Annotated in this window: 18 protein-coding genes; 3 read left to right on the forward strand and 15 right to left on the reverse strand. The window is 31.9% G+C overall.

Features of this window, described 5'->3' with window-relative positions; translation table 11 throughout:
• Positions 1 to 51: 51 nt before the first annotated feature.
• Complete coding sequence (gene tpx, locus GKG00_RS00200) at positions 52 to 558, forward strand: thiol peroxidase (RefSeq protein WP_094206001.1); 507 nt, start codon at positions 52 to 54, stop codon at positions 556 to 558.
• Positions 559 to 722: 164 nt separating this feature from the next.
• Here the strand turns inward: tpx and GKG00_RS00205 are convergent, their stop codons facing one another.
• The 10 genes from GKG00_RS00205 to rpsF all read right to left on the reverse strand — a co-directional run bounded on the left by GKG00_RS00205 (position 723) and on the right by rpsF (position 9,747).
• On the reverse strand, positions 723 to 2,798 hold the full coding sequence (locus GKG00_RS00205) for a heavy metal translocating P-type ATPase (RefSeq protein ID WP_154253608.1): 2,076 nt from the start codon (positions 2,796 to 2,798) through the stop codon (positions 723 to 725).
• Positions 2,798 to 3,124 carry a DUF6110 family protein gene (locus tag GKG00_RS00210; RefSeq protein ID WP_094207385.1) on the reverse strand — a complete coding sequence of 109 codons (327 nt, stop codon included), beginning with the start codon at positions 3,122 to 3,124 and terminating at the stop codon, positions 2,798 to 2,800. Before GKG00_RS00210 ends, GKG00_RS00205 begins: the two co-directional genes overlap by 1 nt.
• Positions 3,125 to 3,349: 225 nt before the next feature.
• On the reverse strand, positions 3,350 to 3,874 hold the full coding sequence (locus tag GKG00_RS00215) for a hypothetical protein (RefSeq protein WP_154253609.1): 525 nt from the start codon (positions 3,872 to 3,874) through the stop codon (positions 3,350 to 3,352).
• 79 nt (positions 3,875 to 3,953) lie between these two features.
• Positions 3,954 to 4,262, reverse strand: a complete 309-nt coding sequence (gene trxA, locus GKG00_RS00220) for a thioredoxin (RefSeq protein WP_154253610.1) — start codon at positions 4,260 to 4,262, stop codon at positions 3,954 to 3,956.
• A gap of 9 nt (positions 4,263 to 4,271) precedes the next feature.
• Positions 4,272 to 5,633: a D-alanyl-D-alanine carboxypeptidase family protein gene (locus GKG00_RS00225; protein ID WP_154253611.1), complete on the reverse strand. Its 1,362-nt coding sequence runs from the start codon at positions 5,631 to 5,633 to the stop codon at positions 4,272 to 4,274.
• Between the two features lie 12 nt (positions 5,634 to 5,645).
• Entirely contained in the window at positions 5,646 to 7,481 is a 1,836-nt protein-coding gene (locus tag GKG00_RS00230) for a nucleoside-diphosphate sugar epimerase/dehydratase (protein ID WP_154253612.1), read from the reverse strand.
• 85 nt (positions 7,482 to 7,566) lie between these two features.
• Positions 7,567 to 8,628 (reverse strand): branched-chain amino acid aminotransferase, encoded by a 1,062-nt coding sequence (locus tag GKG00_RS00235; RefSeq protein WP_154253613.1) that lies wholly within the window; start codon positions 8,626 to 8,628, stop codon positions 7,567 to 7,569.
• 53 nt (positions 8,629 to 8,681) lie between these two features.
• A complete protein-coding gene (gene rpsR / locus GKG00_RS00240) occupies positions 8,682 to 8,906 on the reverse strand; it encodes a 30S ribosomal protein S18 (protein ID WP_002835041.1) in 225 nt (74 codons plus the stop codon).
• Between the two features lie 20 nt (positions 8,907 to 8,926).
• The gene (locus GKG00_RS00245) at positions 8,927 to 9,439 is read right to left on the reverse strand and encodes a single-stranded DNA-binding protein (RefSeq protein WP_002835042.1); all 513 of its coding nucleotides are present in this window, start codon (positions 9,437 to 9,439) and stop codon (positions 8,927 to 8,929) included.
• Between the two features lie 20 nt (positions 9,440 to 9,459).
• Entirely contained in the window at positions 9,460 to 9,747 is a 288-nt protein-coding gene (rpsF, locus tag GKG00_RS00250) for a 30S ribosomal protein S6 (RefSeq protein WP_002835043.1), read from the reverse strand.
• 179 nt (positions 9,748 to 9,926) lie between these two features.
• On the opposite strand from rpsF, the gene GKG00_RS00255 reads away from it, so the two are divergent.
• Together GKG00_RS00255 and GKG00_RS00260 are read left to right on the forward strand one after the other, a co-directional pair.
• Positions 9,927 to 10,616 (forward strand): hydrolase, encoded by a 690-nt coding sequence (locus GKG00_RS00255; RefSeq protein WP_094224931.1) that lies wholly within the window; start codon positions 9,927 to 9,929, stop codon positions 10,614 to 10,616.
• Positions 10,609 to 11,142, forward strand: a complete 534-nt coding sequence (locus tag GKG00_RS00260; RefSeq protein ID WP_094224932.1) for a biotin transporter BioY — start codon at positions 10,609 to 10,611, stop codon at positions 11,140 to 11,142. Before GKG00_RS00255 ends, GKG00_RS00260 begins: the two co-directional genes overlap by 8 nt.
• Positions 11,143 to 11,189: 47 nt before the next feature.
• Here GKG00_RS00260 and fni read toward each other — a convergent pair whose 3' ends face one another.
• The 5 genes from fni to tadA form a co-directional block, all read right to left on the reverse strand.
• The gene (gene fni, locus GKG00_RS00265) at positions 11,190 to 12,200 is read right to left on the reverse strand and encodes a type 2 isopentenyl-diphosphate Delta-isomerase (protein ID WP_346962818.1); all 1,011 of its coding nucleotides are present in this window, start codon (positions 12,198 to 12,200) and stop codon (positions 11,190 to 11,192) included.
• 26 nt (positions 12,201 to 12,226) lie between these two features.
• Positions 12,227 to 13,180 carry an LCP family protein gene (locus tag GKG00_RS00270; protein WP_154253615.1) on the reverse strand — a complete coding sequence of 318 codons (954 nt, stop codon included), beginning with the start codon at positions 13,178 to 13,180 and terminating at the stop codon, positions 12,227 to 12,229.
• Positions 13,181 to 13,303: 123 nt separating this feature from the next.
• The gene (locus GKG00_RS00275) at positions 13,304 to 17,509 is read right to left on the reverse strand and encodes an acyl-CoA dehydratase activase-related protein (protein ID WP_154253616.1); all 4,206 of its coding nucleotides are present in this window, start codon (positions 17,507 to 17,509) and stop codon (positions 13,304 to 13,306) included.
• Positions 17,510 to 17,581: 72 nt separating this feature from the next.
• Positions 17,582 to 18,463, reverse strand: a complete 882-nt coding sequence (locus GKG00_RS00280) for a TIGR01212 family radical SAM protein (RefSeq protein WP_346962819.1) — start codon at positions 18,461 to 18,463, stop codon at positions 17,582 to 17,584.
• Positions 18,441 to 18,908: a tRNA adenosine(34) deaminase TadA gene (tadA, locus tag GKG00_RS00285; RefSeq protein ID WP_154253617.1), complete on the reverse strand. Its 468-nt coding sequence runs from the start codon at positions 18,906 to 18,908 to the stop codon at positions 18,441 to 18,443. Before tadA ends, GKG00_RS00280 begins: the two co-directional genes overlap by 23 nt.
• Between the last annotated feature and the right edge of the window lie 33 nt (positions 18,909 to 18,941).

The raw sequence follows: 18,941 nt of genomic DNA on the forward strand, positions 1-18,941 counted from the left end.
TTTGGGTATAAACCATTTGAATGAAAATGAAATTATAAGGAGGTCTATAACATGGACAAAAGACAAGAAACAACATTTGGAAACAACCCTGTAACATTATTAGGAACTAAAGTAAACGTAGGAGATAAAGCGCAAGATTTCACTTGCTTAAACGCAGAATTAAAACCAGTAAAATTATCTGATTACGATGGAAAGAAAAAATTAATTTCTGTAGTACCATCAATTGATACTGGTGTTTGCGAATTCCAAACAAAAGAATTCAACAAAAAAGCTAGTGAATTTGACAACACAATTATATTTACAATTAGCTGTGATTTACCATTTGCACAATCAAGATTCTGTGCAGCTGAAGGAATCGACAACCTATTAGTCCTAAGCGATCACAAAGATTTAGATTTTGGTTTGAAGTATGGTTTCGTTATGGAAGAATTCCGTCTTCTTAACAGAGGTATTGTAATTTTAGATGAAAACAACGAAGTTAAATACGTTGAATACGTAAAAGAAAATACAAATCACCCTGATTACGATAAAGCTATAGAAGCCTTAAAATCACTTTAATCAATTATATCATACAAAAAATTGATAATACTTTCGAAAAGTATACAAAATATTAAAGATTAATAAACAAAAATCTCGTAACCGATTTTGTACTGCCTCCTTATTTCCGTGTCCGGATTTAAAGAGGCATTACTTTTGTCGATTACGAGATTTTTTTATTTAAATTATATTTTGTATTTATTCATATTTCTACCGGCAATCATAACCGTTGATAAATTGTGAAGGAGTGCCGATGAAGTATTGGTCAATATTCCCATAACTCCTAATATTATCAAAGTTGAATTGAATCCTACGATTTGTCTATAATCAGAATCGATTCTTTTTTTCATTGCTTTTGATAATTTTACAACATCAACAAGCCCTTCTAAGCTGTCTGATCCAATCGAAATATCCGAGATTTCCTTCGCAATATCTGCTCCTTGATGCATTGAAATTCCCACATCTGCGCTAGATAATGCAACAGAATCGTTAATACCATCGCCAATCATTACAACCTTATTTCCCTTTTCTTTTTCTTGCAAAATATAGTTTTGCTTATCTTCAGGTAAAACTTGTGATTGATAATAATCCAAATCCAATAGTGAAGCAACACCGTGAGCAGAATTTTCTGCATCGCCAGTTAACATCGTGATGTTTGTAAACGACAAATCTCTCAATGATTTTACAACATCACAAGCCTCATCTCTTAGAGGATCTTCAATACAAATTACAGCGATTAATCTACCGGCAAATGCCAAGTACAATAGCGAATAATCTTCTTTTAATTTATCTATAATTTGTTTTGTTTCATCATTAATTTTTATTCCCTCATCATCAAGAATAAAATGTTCAGATCCAATCAAGGCATCCTTGTCAACAATCTTAGTTCTGATTCCATGAGCAACAATGTACTCTGGTTTAGAGTGCATTTCTTCGTGCTTCAAATTTTTATGCTTTGCGTGTTCAACCACAGCTTTAGCAATCGAATGTGGAAAATGTTCTTCAAGACAAGCCGCTATTCTTAAGCACTCATCTTCCGAAATTTTATCGAGAGCTATTACTTTTGCTACTCTTGGCTCAGATTTTGTCAACGTACCAGTTTTGTCAAACACAATCGTATTTGCTTCAGACAAGTTTTCCAAATATTTTCCGCCCTTTACAAGGATTGTTTCTTCAGATGCTTGACTAATCGCCTTCATTACGGCAATTGGAATAGTTAATTTTAATGCACATGAGAAATCCACCATTAAGAACGACTTAGCTTTTTGAAGATTTCTTGTGAACAAATAAGTCAATGCTGTGCCTATAAATGAATACTTCACAAGACTATCAGCCGTGTTCTCAGCTTTCTTTTGAGCGAGTGACTTGTTCTTTTCACTTTCTGAAATCAAACTGATAATATGAGATAATCTTGAATCATCGTGTTTTTTCGCCGTTTCGATTAGAATAGAACCTTCTTCAATTGCAGTTCCAGCAAATACAACACTACCCGACGTTTTCTTGACAGGATTTGATTCTCCAGTGAATGAAGATTCGTTAACCATGGCAACACCCTTAATGACTTTTCCATCAACAGGAATACTATTACCCATTTCAACTTCGACAATATCTCCAATTTCAACATCTTTAATATTTTTAATGATTTTTTCGTCATTTTCAATGACAAATACATTATCTATATTCAATGCCAAAGAATGTGCCAAATTTTCTTGAGATTTTTTCATTGTATAATCTTCTATTTCTTCACCTAATCCCAACAAGAACATAATATTCGCAGCATCTGCAAACTGTCTTGTTGCAAGAGATACAGAAATAGCTGTTGCATCCAACAATTCAACATTTAGTTTTCTATTGAGTAAAGATTTAATTCCATTTTTTATAAACGGATAAGCTCTAAAGAACAATGCAACTGTTCCTATTGGAGCAGGAAGCATATATTTGAAAAAGATTCTTCGATACATCGCATTTCTCAGAATATTAAACAAATCATTTTCTGATTGTGCTTGAAAATCTACATTATCTATTGATGTATTCTCAATTGTATCCATATCTAAATCAAGAATAAACTTCGCCAATTTCGAAACACAGTTTTCATCATAACTAACAGTAATAGAATTAGTAAGAAGTGAAATCTTACATGATCTCACTCCACTAACTTCTTCTATACAATATTTAAGTTTATTAAGATTTTCTTTTTTTAAATTATCTTCATAAACAAAACGGCATCTGCCCTTTATTCTGTGGGCTATTGACGCTCTCATTATTTATTTTCTTCCTCTTTTTTATCTTCAACTTTTTCTTCAGTTTTTTCTTCTTGTTCTTCAGCTACTTTTTCGATGTCCATTTCATCGTTTTTCTTAGCTTCTTCTTTTTCTTCTCTTTCTTTTACATCTTTTGCTTCTGCAATAACATCTTCTGCAGAAACTCTAATATTTTCAACAGTTTTATCGATAGATTCTTTAACTTTTAATCCTCCAACAACTGTACTAACAGCAGCTTTTTTAGCTAGCTTTGAATTTAAAACTTTTCCACCAATAGCTCCTGCTATTATTCCTGCACCTACGCTAATTATTTTTTTGTTTATCATATTATACCTCCATAATTTTATACCTTAGAATATTTGTAAATTTTTACATAAAATTTACAATTTCTTTATATTCTATCTCACCTTTATTATACAATGTTTTTCGTAAAAATATAAGCCCCCTTTTATTTTTTTAACTTTTTATTAAAAAAGAACTAATCTCAAAATTTTTTCGCGCAAAAAAGTCTAACCCCATTTTAGATTAGACTTATTATAAGTTATTTGATTTTACTTAACCTCTTCAATTTTTCCTGTTTCTATGTTTATGTGGTATTCCTTTAAAAGAGTACCTCCAAATAATTTATCTGCATCATGCTCTTCTTTGTCAACGTAATCATGTATTGCAACATCTAACATATTCCCAATAACTGATATTCTAGTAGTGGTTTTATTGTAAAAATTTACTATAGCATGTATTTCATCGTCCTTTTTAAAGTTATCTTTATAATACTTTAAGGCATAATTTTGAATTTCAATATCTTCTGATATAGTAGCAATTCTCCATCTTCCAGTTTTATCATTTCGTACTTTTGTAACCGTAAAAGTTACATCTTTTTCTTGTTTAGAACTAGTTTTTTCATTATCTTTATCTGAATCCGAAGCCTTTATAGACTGTTTTTCGTTATTTTTGCTACTATTCTCATTTCCTTGACTTCCTATAATTCCCATCAGGGCTATAATTACTATGATCCAAAACCACCATTTTTTATAAATAGGTTTTTTTACTCCATTCTTTGATGATTTTCTTTTCATGTTAAACCTCCAATATAAACAATAATTAATAAGTCTAACCCCTTTTTGAGATTAGACTTATCGCAAGCTATTAGATTTGTTATTTAAGCATATCCAAAATATATTCTTTTTCTACCAAACCAACTGTAGATTTTACGATTTCTCCATCTTCAAATACCAAAATTGTAGGAATACTCATAACTTTGTATTTTCTAGAGATTTCTTGTGCTCCATCTACATTTAATTTGCAGATTTTGATGTTTTCGTCTTTGTTTTCTTCATCAATTTCTTCAATTATTGGAGCAAGTCCTTGGCATGGTCCACACCAATCTGCATAGAAATCTACCAAAATTTTTCCTTTTGCTTGGATTACTTCTTCATCAAAGTTTTCATTGTTTAAATAAATCATATTTCACCTCTAATTATTGTTATCATTGTTGTCGTTATTTCTGTCGTTTTTATTATTATCTTGTCCATCATCTTCAGAATTTTGATTGTTTCTCTTTTTGTCTGAATTTTCTGAGTTTTCGTTATCAGAGTTATCTCTGTTATTATTTGAGTTTTCACTATCCGATTTTCTCTCAGAGTTTTCTACAGAGTTTGATGGTTCTTTTTCTTCGTTGTCTTGTTTGTCGCTATCTTCTTTGTTGTTGTCTGTCTTTGTTACATTTTCATCAGCAACTTTAAGGTATTCTTCCAATGTCAAATTTTGGTCGTGAAGGATTTTCGCCAAATCAATTCCAACATATCTGAAGTGCCATGGAGCAAAGCTTAAGCCTGTTATATCTTTCTTATCTTCAGGATATCTTAATACGAACCCGTATTTATAAGCATTATCCATCAACCACTTGTATTCTTTTGATTTTGAGAAATCTAATTTGTATTTAAGTGTGTAATCTTCTCCTATCAAATCATATGCTAGACCTGTTTGATGTTCAGAAGTACCAGCTTTTACGAATTTTACATCTTCTACATCTTCTAACTTAGATTGTTGTTCGAATGATCTATAATCACTTACGCTTCTTAATATTACACCGTCTTTGTTTGCATCATTAACCATTAAAGTAAATGATTTACGAGCATCTTCATCAATTCCTGGATCGTAATCTGATGGCAATGTGTAGTCACTATTTACAATCAATACGCCTTTTATTACTTTGAATTGATTTTTGTTTTCTATATCTGACAAATCAGATTTTAAAATGTATCCTTTTTTGCCATTATACACAACGTATGAAAAATCTCCTTGATCTGAATAATACTTTACATAAGCATTGTTAGGAATTTGTTCAAGAACTGTGGATACTTTTTCGCTCTTTTCATACAAATTAGTCATTTTATTTGTCTTTGAGAACTTAACTAATGATTGAACAACTGGTTGTGGTTTTACTGGTGTTTGGTTAGTGATCGTTGTTTGTTGTTTTGGTTTTGCGTTATTTTTATTTGTAATCTTCTTAACAGCAAAAATAATTAAAAGTATCAAAACTATTGCCACTATTGCGGAAATAATTCTTCTTCTTCTCAACTTTTTCTTTCTAGCTATTCTTTTTTGTCTAGCTATTCTTTTTCTTTCCATTTCAACCATTTCTGGAGTCAAAACTATTGTTTTGCCCATGTCTTGTTCATGATTGTAACTATTTCTTTGTCGTCTCATTTCTCTACGATTTTTCTCGGCGTTTTTCTTTCTGCGCCTCATTTCGCTTTCTGAAACTCTGCCGCTTGAAAAATCGTATTTTTTATTAATATCACTGTAGCTTGATTTTCTTTTCTTGTCAGCCATATTCCACCTCTTTTATTGATGTTCTACATCCGGAGTATAATTTGGTACGATCTTTTGCAATTGTTCTACAATTACTAACTTAGAGTTTTGTTCTGTAGTTTTCTTCAAATCTACTAAGTCGTCAGATAATTTTTCTATATCGTGAACCACCGGTTCTTCTACAAATATCATATCATATTTTGTCTTACTTATATTATTAGCTTCAATCAAAGTTTCTTCGTAAAGTTTCTCTCCAGGTCTAAGTCCTGTAAATTCTATCTTGATGTCTTTGTCCAATTCCAAACCTGATAACTTTATCAATTTTTTAGCCAAATCTACTATTTTAACAGGATCCCCCATATCTAACACAAATATTTCTCCACCTTCTGCCATTGCTCCAGCTTGCATAACAAGTTGACAAGCTTCAGGAATTGTCATGAAATATCTAATGATATCCTTGTGGGTAACAGTAACTGGTCCACCTTCTTGAATTTGCTTTTTGAATAGTGGAATTACTGAACCATTTGATCCAAGCACATTTCCAAATCGAACTGCCACATACTCTGTTTTAGAAATTTGATTTTTAGATTGTACTAATAGCTCACAAATTCTCTTTGTGCAACCCATTACAGATGTCGGATTAACCGCCTTATCTGTAGATATTAATACGAATTTCTTGACGTTATGAATATCGCAGCAATCTATTATATTTTTCGTTCCAAATACATTGTTCAAAACAGCTGCTTGTGGTGAATGTTCCATCAAAGGAACATGTTTGTGAGCTGCAGCGTGGAACACAACATCTGGTTTGTGAATTCCAAAAATCGCATTCATTCTATCGAAGTTTCTTATAGATTCTATAATAACATCAATTGGTGCATCAGGATCATTTCTCAAAATTTCATTTTGTATATCATAAGTAGTGTTTTCATAGATATCAATCATCACCAATTTTTTTGGTTTATATTTTAATATTTGTCTACAAAGCTCACTACCTATTGATCCACCTGCGCCAGTTACCATTACGACTTTATTGTTCAAAAATTCATTAAGAATTTCTTTATCCAATACTACTTGGTCACGTCCAAGCAAGTCTTCGATTTGAACATCTCTTAAATCTTTCAAATCAACCTTGGAATCTATAAATTCATAATAACCAGGCATTATTTTAACTTTTGCATTAAGTTTTTCGCATTCATTAAGAATTTGTTTCTTACGATCTGAATCTATAGTTGGTATCGCTAAAACAATTTCTTCAACGTTGTACTCATGTGCCTTTTTAACAATATCACTTGTGTCACCAACAACCGGAACTGAAGATATGCTTTTGTTTATTTTCGTATTATCATCGTCAAGTATACACACAGGTTTAGATTTCATTTCAGGATGATTTAGCATCTCACGAACAATCAAAACCCCAGCTGCACCTGCTCCTATTACCATTGAATTAACTTGTCCTTCGATAGTTTGTTCGACAGCTGATTTTTTATCAGTTTGAGTTCTTGCAATCATACGAACTATTAAAATCAATACAACTTCAAAAACAAGGGCAATCAAAAAGCTTGATCTTGGAAGAGTTGATTTTACCAAAATCAAAAACAATGAAGAACCAACACTTGCAATAGCAGTGTACACACCAGCTTTTAAGTAGTCTTCAAATGTTGCATATCTCCACATTACCTTGTACATTTTGAAAATAAAAAGTATCAAAATTTGTATTATTGTAACTGCTGCTGCATATTTAAGATAGTAACTCATGTATCTTGAAGGTACTTGTCCGTCAAATCTTAAAAGCAATCCTACAACATACGATATATTAATGATTATAGCATCTAAAATTCCCAATACTATGTTTCTGTATTTATTCATTTTAACTCCTCTGACAAATATTACTTATCGTATTCATTATACCATAAATACAAGATAAAATTATTTGGAATATGACTTTTAACGTTTAAATCTCAACTCTCCAATTAAAGTTATCTTCAATCTTTCCAAATTGTAAATTAGTTAATGTTTCATAAACGTGAAGGCTAGTTTTTCCAATTTGACCATCGTTAATAATCATTTCATATTCATCATACAATAGCTTTCCAACTGGACTGATAACAGCTGCAGTTCCGGTTCCAAATATTTCTAGAAGCTCTCCATTTTTGTAATAATCTACGATATCGTCAATGGAAATTCTTTCTTCTGAAACTTCCATACCTTCGTATCTTAGTAATTCGATAACAGATTTTCTAGTTATTCCTTCCAAAATACTTCCATTAATCATTGGCGTTATAACTTTGTCTTTTAGCACAAAGAATATATTCATCGCACCTACTTCTTCGATGTATTTTCTTTCCACACCGTCTAGCCATAAAACTTGTGAATAACCTCTGTCGTGAGCAATATCTTGGCTTTTCATGCTAGCTGCATAATTTCCACCAGTTTTTGCCATTCCCATTCCGCCTCTTACAGCTCTTACATAATCTTTTTCTACATAAATACTAACGGGGCTCAAACCATTTTTGTAATAAGATCCGCTTGGAGAAGCTATTATGATAAGTTTATATTCATTACTAACTTTTACTCCTAATTGTGCATCAGTTGCAATGATAAAAGGTCTGATATACAATGAGCAACCTTCTTCTTCAGGTATCCAATCTCTTTCCAAATCGACAAATTCGTATAAATATTCCAAAACTTTTTCTTCATCGATTTGTGGAATACACAATCTATCATTGCTTTTATTTAATCTTTTTAAATTTTCTAATGGTCTAAACAAATATACTTTGTCGTCATTTTTATAAGCTTTCATCCCTTCAAAAACAGTTTGTCCGTAATGAAAAACCATAGAAGAAGGATCAAGACAAATATTTTGATATGGAATTATCCTTTCATCGTGCCAACCATTTTCTTTGTCATAATCTATTACTAACATATGATCTGTAAATATTTTTCCAAATCCCAATTCTTCACTATTAGAGTATTTTTGTTTTGGTGTTGTTGTTTTTTCGATTTTTAAACTCATTTATATCTCCTTATATGTAAAAAAAGCTACCATCAAGGTAGCTTAATTTTTTCTTATTCAGCACTGTATGGTAATAGTGCAACTTGTCTAGCTTTTTTGATAGCATCAGTTATTTGTCTTTGATGTTTTGCGTTTAATCCAGTTACTCTTCTTGGTAAAATCTTACCTCTTTCGCTGATATAGTTTTTAAGCATATTTACATCTTTATAATCAATAACTTTTGTTTTATCCTTTTGGAATGGATCTATCTTTTTTCTAGGTCTAAATCTTCTTTGCATATCTTTAAAACCTCCTACTATTAGAATGGAAGTTCGTCAATATCAGTCGGAACTGCATTGTCTCCCATTCCGAAATCGTCATTACTCTTATGAATATCGTTTGAATTTTGGAAATTATTGTTTTGGAAAGAATTATTGTTGAATGATTGGTTATTGTTGTAACCTTGATAGTTACCTGAATTTGGTTGTGAATTACTTGATTCAACAAAATCAAATTGATCGACAATTACATCAGTTGTATAAATTCTTTGTCCTTGTTGGTTTTCATAAGATCCCGTTTGAATGTGACCTGTAATCGCAATTCTATTTCCTTTGTGGAAATATTGTCCAATAACTTCTGCAGTCCTTCCAAAAGCAACGCAATTGATAAAATCCGCAGTTGGTTGATTGTTGTTTTCAGCTTCCATTCTTTTTTCTTTAGATAATCTTCTATCTACAGCAACACTAAATCTAGCGTTAGCTAATTGAGTATTCGCTGAATATCTCACTTCAGGGTCTCTTGTCAATCTACCCATCAAACTAACATTATTCAAAACATTTCCTCCTCTTACGATTATTGTTCGTCTACTCTAACAACCATGTATCTAATGATTTGGTCGAATAATCTACATCTTCTTTCGATTTCCTTAACAAATTGTGGATCTAAATCGAAGTTTACAATATAATAGTATCCTTCTTTAATGTAGTTAATTTCATAAGCTAATTTTCTTTTTCCCCAATCGTGAACTTCTTCAAGTTTACCATTTTCGTCAATTACTTGTTGAATTCTTGAGAATACAGTATTTCTGTCTTCTTCTGATAATTCTGGCTTAAAGATTAGCACTAATTCATATTTATTCATATGACACCTCCTTGTGGTCTATTTGGCCCCTATCCGGAGCAAGGATTTACCTATATATATTACCATAATCTTCTAAGAATTACAACAATTCTCCAAAATATTTTTTAGTTTTTTTGATTTGCTAGAATGGCTTTATCTATTATAATATAAATATGAAATTCATTTTAAGGAGGCATCTTATGGAAAAGAAATTTATACCAGAAGTAAAATCTAATTTGAGACACAGAATGGTACATATTCCAGAAGCTATGTACAAAGCATCTGGCATAACAGTTTTAGGTAAAAGAATAAAAACTCTTGTCTTCACAACAGACATTGCAATAATTAATAATACAAATGGCCACGCAATAATGGCAGTATATCCTTTCACCCCAACATTATCAATCACAAATGCTATTATAATGTCTTCAAGTCTTCCAGTTTTTGCTGGAGTAGGCGGTGGAATTACATCTGGAATTAGAAGTGTAAATATGGCATTACAAGCAGAGATGTTAGGAGCTTACGGAGTAATCGTAAATGCCCCAATGAAAAACGAAACTATTGTTCAGATGAAAAAAGTTTTAGACATACCTATCGTCGCTACAATAGTATCTGCATATGATGATATCGAAGGAAAAATCAATTCTGGTGCAGATATTTTAAATGTATCTGGTGGAAAGAAAACTGCATTTTTAGTTGAAGAAATCAGGAAAAAAGTTGGATATGAATTTCCAATAATTGCAACAGGCGGTGATAATGAGCAAAATGTTATCGATACGATCAATGCTGGAGCAAATGCTTTAAGTTATACTCCACCAACATCAGCAGAAATTTTCCACGAAGTAATGGCAAATTACAGACAAGACATGAGAGAAAAGCAAGATGACTAATAAATCAAATACAAAAGAACTTATAAAAATCGCTTTATTTAGCGCTCTAATAATAATTGGATCATATATAATTATCCCTCTATTTCCAGTTCCTATATCACTACAAAGTTTGTTCGCAATATCATCTGGATATTATTTAAGTAAAAAATACGCAAATATGTCAGTTTTATTATATATTATACTTGGTCTTATAGGTCTTCCTGTTTTTGCTGGAGGAAAAGGTGGAATGCAGGCAATATTCTCACCAAGCTTTGGTTATATACTTGGCTTTTTAGCACAAACTTTTTATGTTAAATACAAAAAACGAAACTTATCTAAGATAAATCTTTTTATTATGTTCATGGTGTCATCAATTATAATTTATGCTTTTGGTGTCGCATACATGGGAATATTTTTCAAATTATCCAACAAACAATTTGATTTGTGGAAATTATTGTTTACTGGTATGATAGTTTTCTTACCTGGAGATATGCTAAAAGCATTGGTTTTTAGTTTCGTAACAAAAAGAATAGAAAAATACATTTAAAAAAGTCACACAAATTTGATATTAAAATCAAATTTGTATGACTTTTTTTATTCTGTAATTTCTTTTAATTTTCCAAATATTTTGTAGTCCACATTTTTAAGCTCATTGATGTTTTTTGCTCCGAGCATTACCATAAGCATTTTTAATTTATAAATCAAGCTATCCAAAAATTCCTTAGCAAATTCATAACCACCATGCATTAAATAAGATAATACTTCGCCACTCATCGCTGTCATATCTGCACCAAGGACTAATGCTTTTACGATATCAATTGATGTTTTTATCCCACCACTTGCAATCAAAAACAAATCGTCAGGTTTATCTTGCATGTCCAATAAAATCTTCGCCGTAGGAATTCCCCAACAGTAAAATTCAGAAAATTCCATATCGAATCTTCTATTATCTTCTATTTCAGAAAAATTTGTTCCACCAAAACCAGCAATATCAATGTATCTAACACCCAAATTGTATAAATCATAGATTGTTTTTTTGTTCATTCCGTAACCTACTTCTTTTACGATTATAGGTACATCTACATTTTCTACTATATTTTTAATGTTATCTTTAATTCCAGAAAATTCTCTGTCTCCTTCTTCCATAATCAATTCCTGAATTGGATTTAAGTGAAGGCCAAACATATCAGAATCTATCATTTCAATTGCTTTTTTAACTGATTCCAAGCTTTCTCTTGCAGAAAGATTTCCTATTACGATATTTTCATTTTTTATCAAATTTTCTCGTACAAGTTCGAAACTTTCAATCGCTTCTGGTTCAACAAGAGCTATTTTTTGACTACCAACAGCCATTGGAATGTTGAATGTCTTACACAATCTAGCCAAATCCTCATTGATGTCACAGCAGGAATCTCCGCCCCCAGTCATGGCGTTTATCATGAAAGGATAGTCAATTTTCTTGCCGTTAAATTCCATCGACAAATCGACATCATTCAAATCTATTTCAGGTAGTGATGTATGCTCCAAATACACACAATCAAATAAGTTATTGCCCCTGTATTCTGATTTTAAATAATTTTCAATGTGTTCTTGCTTTCTTTCCACAAAAATACCTCCCAAAAACAAAACCGCTAATTATTTTGAGATTCTTCCTCATCTTCTTTTCTGTCATTATCATTAGTGGTTTGATCATCCAGTTTGTATTCAGCAAATAACCTGTCTACAATTTCTGGTAATTGTTCTTCATCAGCCATATACCAACTAATTCCATCGTCTTTGTAATCTCCAGGTAGTATATAGCTATGTATTTTACTAGATGAAAAGTTAGGAAGTTTTGTAAGATAAGCCGTCATATCTCCCAATGGAATATTTGTCTTTACATCTCTTTTGAATATTTCAACCATCTTTGGCATTTTTGTAATATTTGCAGGACTCAATAATTGATCCATCAATGTTTTTATAAAATAGTGTTGATTTTCAATTCTAGCGTCATCAGATCCGCCGAATGGATGACGTGCTCTTACATACTGTAATGCTTCAGGGCCATTTAATTTGGATTTTCCTTTTGGAATATGCATATTTATTGTAGGAAGATTAATTTCCACTGGTGAATCAACTTCAACTCCACCCATAGCATCTACGATGTGTTCTACACTATCAAAATCAACTTCAACGTAATAATCCAAATCTATTCCCAATAAATCTCTCAACGCTTTTAAAGATCCCTTCGCTCCTTCATAAGCATGGGCAGCATTTACTTTGTGGATATTTCCATTCAATCTAATCTGAGTATCTCTTGGCACAGACAGTATGTCCACATTACCAGAATTAAAGTTAACTTTGCAAACCATTATAGTATCAGATCTTTGATGATCTGTTGTACTTACTTCCTTGTCAATTCCTAATAGGACAAACAAAAATTCATCCGGTATATTTTGTTCAATTACGTTATTTTTTCCTAATTCATCGCCTTTAATATCAGAGCCAGTTGTTTTTAAGCTTCCCAAAAATTTACCAGCACCAAAATACACTCCCAAAAATAGTGCTAGCGAAATAAAAAAGACAATAACAGCTCTTTTTTTCATTCTTTCCTCCAATTACTTTCTTAATGAACAAAGCACTCGGATTCACCGGTGCTTTGGCTTAACACTTATTTAATTATATCAAAAACAATGAAAATTTACATTAAATTTGATTTTTTGTAAGTTTTAATTATTAATTTTCTCCTTTGCTTGTGAAAGCATAAGTTTAATTCTATTAATTTGGTTTACTTCACTTGCGCCAGGATCGTAGTCAATTGGAATTATGTTTGCTTGTGGATATAATTGTCTAATTCTCTTAATGACTCCTTTTCCTGTGATATGGTTAGGAAGGCAACCAAATGGTTGGATACATACAATGTTGTTAGCGTTTATATGAATTAATTCTATCATTTCTGCAGTTAACAACCATCCTTCACCATATTGATTTCCTAGCGATACAACTTCTTGTGCGTAATCTTCCAGTTCTTGTATCTTAAGTGGATGAGTAAACTTCGATTTGATTAATTGGTTTCTGATGTATTTTCTGTAATGTTCAATCAAATTTACTCCCATATTGCACATGAATCCTGTGAACTTTGATTTGGATAAGAAGTTTCCCTTATGGTATTCATTTCTCAAGCAATAAAGTACAAAATCTGTCAAATCAGGCATTACTACTTCGCAGCCTTCTTTTTCCAATAAATCTTGCAAATTATTATTGGCTTGAGGAAGATATTTTACGAGAATTTCTCCTACAATACCAACTTTTGGTTTTTGTATATCTAATAATTCTATTTTTGAAAAATCTTCAATAATTTCATCGACAGTTTGTCTAAATAGTTTTGAACTTGATTTCAAAACTCTCTTTTGACATTCTTCAATCCATTTTTGTTTTAAAGTATCAGTTTCTTTTTCCTTTTCGTAGGCTCTTGTGAAGTTTGATAATCTCATTATCAAGTCCCCATATAATACTGCAACTATCATTTTTTGTAATACTAATGGAGAAAGGTTAAAGCCTTCGTTTGTTTCGATATTTTGCCAAGAAATAGCAATTACAGGAATATTTTCATATCCTGCTTCTTTTAATGCTTTTCTTATGAAACCAACATAGTTACTTGCTCTGCATGCTCCACCAGTTTGACTCATTAACAAAGCTAGTTTGTCAGTGTCATATCTACCAGAATTTATAGCTTCCATCATTTGTCCAACAACAGTTATAGATGGATAACAAGCGTCGTTGTTTACATATTTTAATCCCTCGTCGATTACTTTTGAATTAACATCTTTCAAAAATTCCACTTTATAGCCATTATCTTTGAATAAAGATTCCATTATTTCAAAGTGATCCGGCGCCATTTGCGGTGCTAGGATTGTGTATTCTTCTTTCATTTTCTTAGTGAATTCAACTTTTTCAACGTGATATGATTTTTTCACATTTGGAACGAAGTTTTTCTTTTCAAGCGCTTGTATCAATGATCTTATTCTGATTTTAACGGCACCTAAGTTACTAATTTCATCGATTTTTAATACAGTGTAGATTTTTCCTTTAGCAGACAATATTTCATTAACTTGATCTGTAGTTACAGCATCAATTCCACAACCGAATGAATTAAGTTGAACCATTTCCAAATCTTCACTGTTTCCAACAATTTCTGCTGCTCTGTAAAGTCTAGAGTGATATACCCATTGATCCAATACTCTCAAATCGCTATCAACGTCATCATCATAATCAATTATAGAATCTTCTGATAAAACTCCAAGACCTAATGAAGTAATCAGTTCAGGAATTCCATGATTTATTTCTGAATCAACGTGATAAGGTCTACCAGCTAACACAATTGCTTTTTTGCCCATTTCACGAATCTTGGATAAAGCTTTCTTCCCTTCAACCTTTACATCTTTTCTGTATTTTTCAAGTTCATCCCACGCTCTATCAACGCTGTTTGAAATGTCCTTATCAGAAAGTCCTAGCTCTTTTAATTCGTCGATAAGCCTTGTTTTTAATTTATTTTTATCTTGGAATGAAATAAATGGGTTGAAATACTTCGTGTTTTTCAATCCATCGACATTATTTTTAATAACTTCCGGATATCCAGTAACTACTGGACAGTTAATGTGATTATTCGCCTTATCGTATTCTTGTTTTTCAAAAAATACCGAAGGATAGAATATCATATAGACATTTTTTTCTAACAAATCTTCTATGTGACCGTGAACTAATTTTGCTGGATAGCAACATGTTTCACTTGTAATAGAAGAAATTCCTTTTTCGTAAATTTTTCTTGATGATTTAGAAGACAATACAACTCTGTATCCTAAATTCGTGAAGAATGTATGCCAGAACGGATAATTTTCGTACATATTCAACACTCTAGGAATTCCTACAGTCGCTCTTGCTTTATCTTCTGGAATGCTCTTATATCCAAATAATCTCTTGTTTTTATAATCGTACATATTTGGAAGCTTGTCTTTTTTATCCAGACTAATTCCAGCTCCTCTTTCGCATCTATTTCCAGTAACAAACTTTTTGCCATTTGCAAATTTATTTATCGTCAATTTGCAATGGTTAGAACAATATTTACATTCTGCTTGTTCTTGAGTATATTCAAATTTTTCAAGTTCATCCTCAGATAAAATCGTAGAATATCCTGTTGATTTTTCTTTTGCAATCAAAGCCATTCCCATAGCTCCCATAAGTCCCGAAATATTTGGCCTTGTAGGAACTTTACCTGTAATTTTTTCGAACGCTCTTAGTATCGCATCCCCGTAGAATGTACCACCTTGAACTACGATATGTTCACCTAATTTTGATGGATCTCTAAGTTTAATAACTTTTTGGATTGCGTTTTTGATTACTGAATAACATAAACCCGCTGCAATATCACTGACACTGGCGCCTTCTTTTTGTGCTTGTTTCACTTTCGAATTCATAAAAACTGTACATCTTGAACCTAAATCCACAGGATTATTTGATTCAAGTGCTTTTTGTTGAAATTCTTGTACGGATAAATTCAAACTGTGAGCAAATGTTTCAATAAATGATCCGCAACCAGAAGAACACGCTTCATTTAATTGAATAGAATCAATTATTCCATCATTTACATGCATAGCTTTCATGTCTTGACCGCCAATATCCAAAACAAAATCAACATCTGGATCAAAATATCTTGCAGCAGTCAAATGCGCTATTGTCTCTACTTCACCAAAATCGACCGACAAAGCTTGTTTTATAAAATCTTCACCATAACCTGTTATCCCACTACTTGCAATTTTTTGGTTATCATTTAGTTTAGAATAAATTACAGATAATTGTTCCTTAACTAAATCAAGTGGATTTCCTTGGTTATTCGCATAAAAATCGTAAACAATGTTGCAATCTTCATCAATTACTACAATTTTACTAGTAGTTGAGCCCGCATCAATCCCCAAATACAAGTTTCCTTGTACTTCGTCAAGATTTTTGAATTTCACGTTTGATTTCTTGTGATTTTCGTAAAATTCTTCTTTTTCTTTCTCATTTTTAAATAACGGCTCAAGTATTAACTCATCACTAATTTCTTGTTTTTTGTCATAAGATCTGTTCAACAAATCCTCGTATTTTACAGACTCTTCATCCATTGATGCAATAGCTGCTCCCAATGCCACAAATACTTGAGCATTTTCAGGACTGTAGAATGTGTTCACACCATCATCTAGTGTTGTGATGAATCTATTTCTTAATTCTGATAAGAAATAAAGTGGTCCACCTAAAAATACAATATTTCCTTCAATAGGTCTGCCACAAGCAAGATTTGATATTGTTTGATTGACAACAGATTGGAATACACTAACTGCCATGTCTTCTTTTGTTGCGCCTTGGTTGATCAAAGCTTGAATGTCAGTTTTTGCATATACTCCGCATCTACTTGCAATCGAAAATATTTTCTTGTAATCTTTGGCTAATTCGTTAAGACCAGATGCATCTGTCTTTAACAAAGCTGCCATTTGGTCTATGAATGCTCCAGTTCCACCTGCGCAGATGGAATTCATTCTTTGTTCTACGTTTCCTTTTAAATAAGTTATCTTACTGTCTTCTCCCCCAAGCTCAATACACACATCGGCATTAGGGATATATTTTTTAATAGCTGTAGTTCCAGCCACAACTTCTTGTATAAATTCGATATTTAGATTATCTTCAACATACATTCCGCCACTTCCAGTGACCATAATTGTACAATCGCTGTTTTTGAACTCTGGATGTGAATCGTATGCTTGTTTAAGAACATTTTTGGTAGTTTCTTCTATGTCAGAACGATGTCTAGTATATTCTTGGAATAAAATTTCGTAGTTTTCATTTATAATGACAAGTTTGACAGTAGTTGACCCTACATCTAACCCCATGTGGATTTTCATTTTTGTTATTCCCTCCATATTCCTATACTAAGTTAGTATATTTCAAACGCACAAAAACTTCAATAAATTTTTTTATGTATTGTATGTTTTAATTTTACTATTTATCTCAGAAATTACTTTCAATTTATCACAAGACCATTTAGGAAGATAAAGTTTTGGCTTGTAAGCATCTCCTGTCATTCGGTGCACAACTGTATCCTCATTTAAAATTTTGAAACTATCTACAACCCAATCAGTGTATTCATCCATCGTCAAAATTTTAAATTTATTTTTTAGATAATAATCGTACAACCTTGAATCTGTTTGTATATATAATGAATGAATTTTGATTCCCCAAATATCATGCATTTGCGTTTGATACACACTTTCCAAAAAATCATCCTCACTTTCATAGGGAAGGCCTGCAATTACATGCGAGATTACTTTAATGTCATTATCCATAAGTTTTTTTGCCATATCAAAATAAATATCATTGCTATAAGCACGATTGATTAATTCTATCGTAGATTTTTTAGTGGATTGAAGTCCCATTTCAACCCACACATCTACCTGTTTGTTTACATCACTCAAAAGTTTTATCTTCTCATCATCTAAGCAGTCTCCTCTGGTGGCTATATCAAGCACCAGCACATTTTCGTTATCAATAGCATCTGAGTAAATTTCCCTAAGTTCATTTACTGGCTTGTAAGTATTGGTGAACGATTGAAAATACGCAATGAATTTATCTGCTTTTTTCTTTTCGGATAATCTTTTAATTTGCAATTCGACCTGATCTTTGATTGAATACTCATTAAAAGTAAATTCACCAGAACCACTTTCAGAACAAAAAATACAACCTTTAGAATTTTTTCTATTAGGACAACTGAATCCACCATCTAACGGTAATTTGTAAACTTTCGTGCCGTATGTTTTTTTCAAATAATCACTTAATCTATTTATTTCTATTTTTTTCACGAATCCTCCTGAAAAAACTCTGCATCAAATCGACACACTCTTTTTCCATAATACTTTTTACTTCTATTTTATGATTGAGTCCTTCGTAATCATTTAATGAAATCAAAGACCCACAAGCTCCTCTTTTTTTATCAAAAGCTCCGAACACAACTTTTGGTATTCTTGAATACACCAAAGCACCTGTGCACATCACGCAAGGCTCCAATGTCACATACATAGTGCAATCGTCAAGCCTAAAATTTCCAATAACTTCTGTCGCTTGATTGATAGCTTTTAGTTCTGCATGCATTGTCGCATTATTGTCTTTTTCCACACTGTTATAAGCCTGAGCAATTACTTCATCATCTTTTACAATAACACATCCTACAGGAACTTCATCCATATCATAAGCAATCTTCGCTTGTTCTATAGCTTTCATCATGAATTTTTCATCATTATTTTCCATAAATTATTAAACACCTTTCCTATCCGATTATAT

Origin of the sequence: Finegoldia sp. BIOML-A1 (genome assembly GCF_009678325.1) — a bacterium.
In the GTDB taxonomy this organism is placed as follows: domain Bacteria; phylum Bacillota; class Clostridia; order Tissierellales; family Peptoniphilaceae; genus Finegoldia; species Finegoldia magna.

Excerpts from the sequence above, each read along its gene's own strand:
- rpsR (WP_002835041.1), bottom strand. The coding sequence starts at position 8,906 with ATGCAAAGAAGATTTAGACCTAGAAAAAAGATAGATCCATTCCAAAAG.
- rpsF (WP_002835043.1), bottom strand. The coding sequence starts at position 9,747 with ATGAATAAATATGAATTAGTGCTAATCTTTAAGCCAGAATTATCAGAA.
- GKG00_RS00215 (WP_154253609.1), bottom strand. The coding sequence starts at position 3,874 with ATGAAAAGAAAATCATCAAAGAATGGAGTAAAAAAACCTATTTATAAA.
- GKG00_RS00275 (WP_154253616.1), bottom strand. The coding sequence starts at position 17,509 with ATGAAAATCCACATGGGGTTAGATGTAGGGTCAACTACTGTCAAACTT.
- GKG00_RS00260 (WP_094224932.1), top strand. The coding sequence starts at position 10,609 with ATGACTAATAAATCAAATACAAAAGAACTTATAAAAATCGCTTTATTT.
- GKG00_RS00210 (WP_094207385.1), bottom strand. The coding sequence starts at position 3,124 with ATGATAAACAAAAAAATAATTAGCGTAGGTGCAGGAATAATAGCAGGA.
- GKG00_RS00255 (WP_094224931.1), top strand. The coding sequence starts at position 9,927 with ATGGAAAAGAAATTTATACCAGAAGTAAAATCTAATTTGAGACACAGA.
- GKG00_RS00205 (WP_154253608.1), bottom strand. The coding sequence starts at position 2,798 with ATGAGAGCGTCAATAGCCCACAGAATAAAGGGCAGATGCCGTTTTGTT.
- GKG00_RS00225 (WP_154253611.1), bottom strand. The coding sequence starts at position 5,633 with ATGGCTGACAAGAAAAGAAAATCAAGCTACAGTGATATTAATAAAAAA.
- tadA (WP_154253617.1), bottom strand. The coding sequence starts at position 18,908 with ATGGAAAATAATGATGAAAAATTCATGATGAAAGCTATAGAACAAGCG.
- GKG00_RS00235 (WP_154253613.1), bottom strand. The coding sequence starts at position 8,628 with ATGAGTTTAAAAATCGAAAAAACAACAACACCAAAACAAAAATACTCT.
- GKG00_RS00230 (WP_154253612.1), bottom strand. The coding sequence starts at position 7,481 with ATGAATAAATACAGAAACATAGTATTGGGAATTTTAGATGCTATAATC.
- GKG00_RS00270 (WP_154253615.1), bottom strand. The coding sequence starts at position 13,180 with ATGAAAAAAAGAGCTGTTATTGTCTTTTTTATTTCGCTAGCACTATTT.
- tpx (WP_094206001.1), top strand. The coding sequence starts at position 52 with ATGGACAAAAGACAAGAAACAACATTTGGAAACAACCCTGTAACATTA.
- trxA (WP_154253610.1), bottom strand. The coding sequence starts at position 4,262 with ATGATTTATTTAAACAATGAAAACTTTGATGAAGAAGTAATCCAAGCA.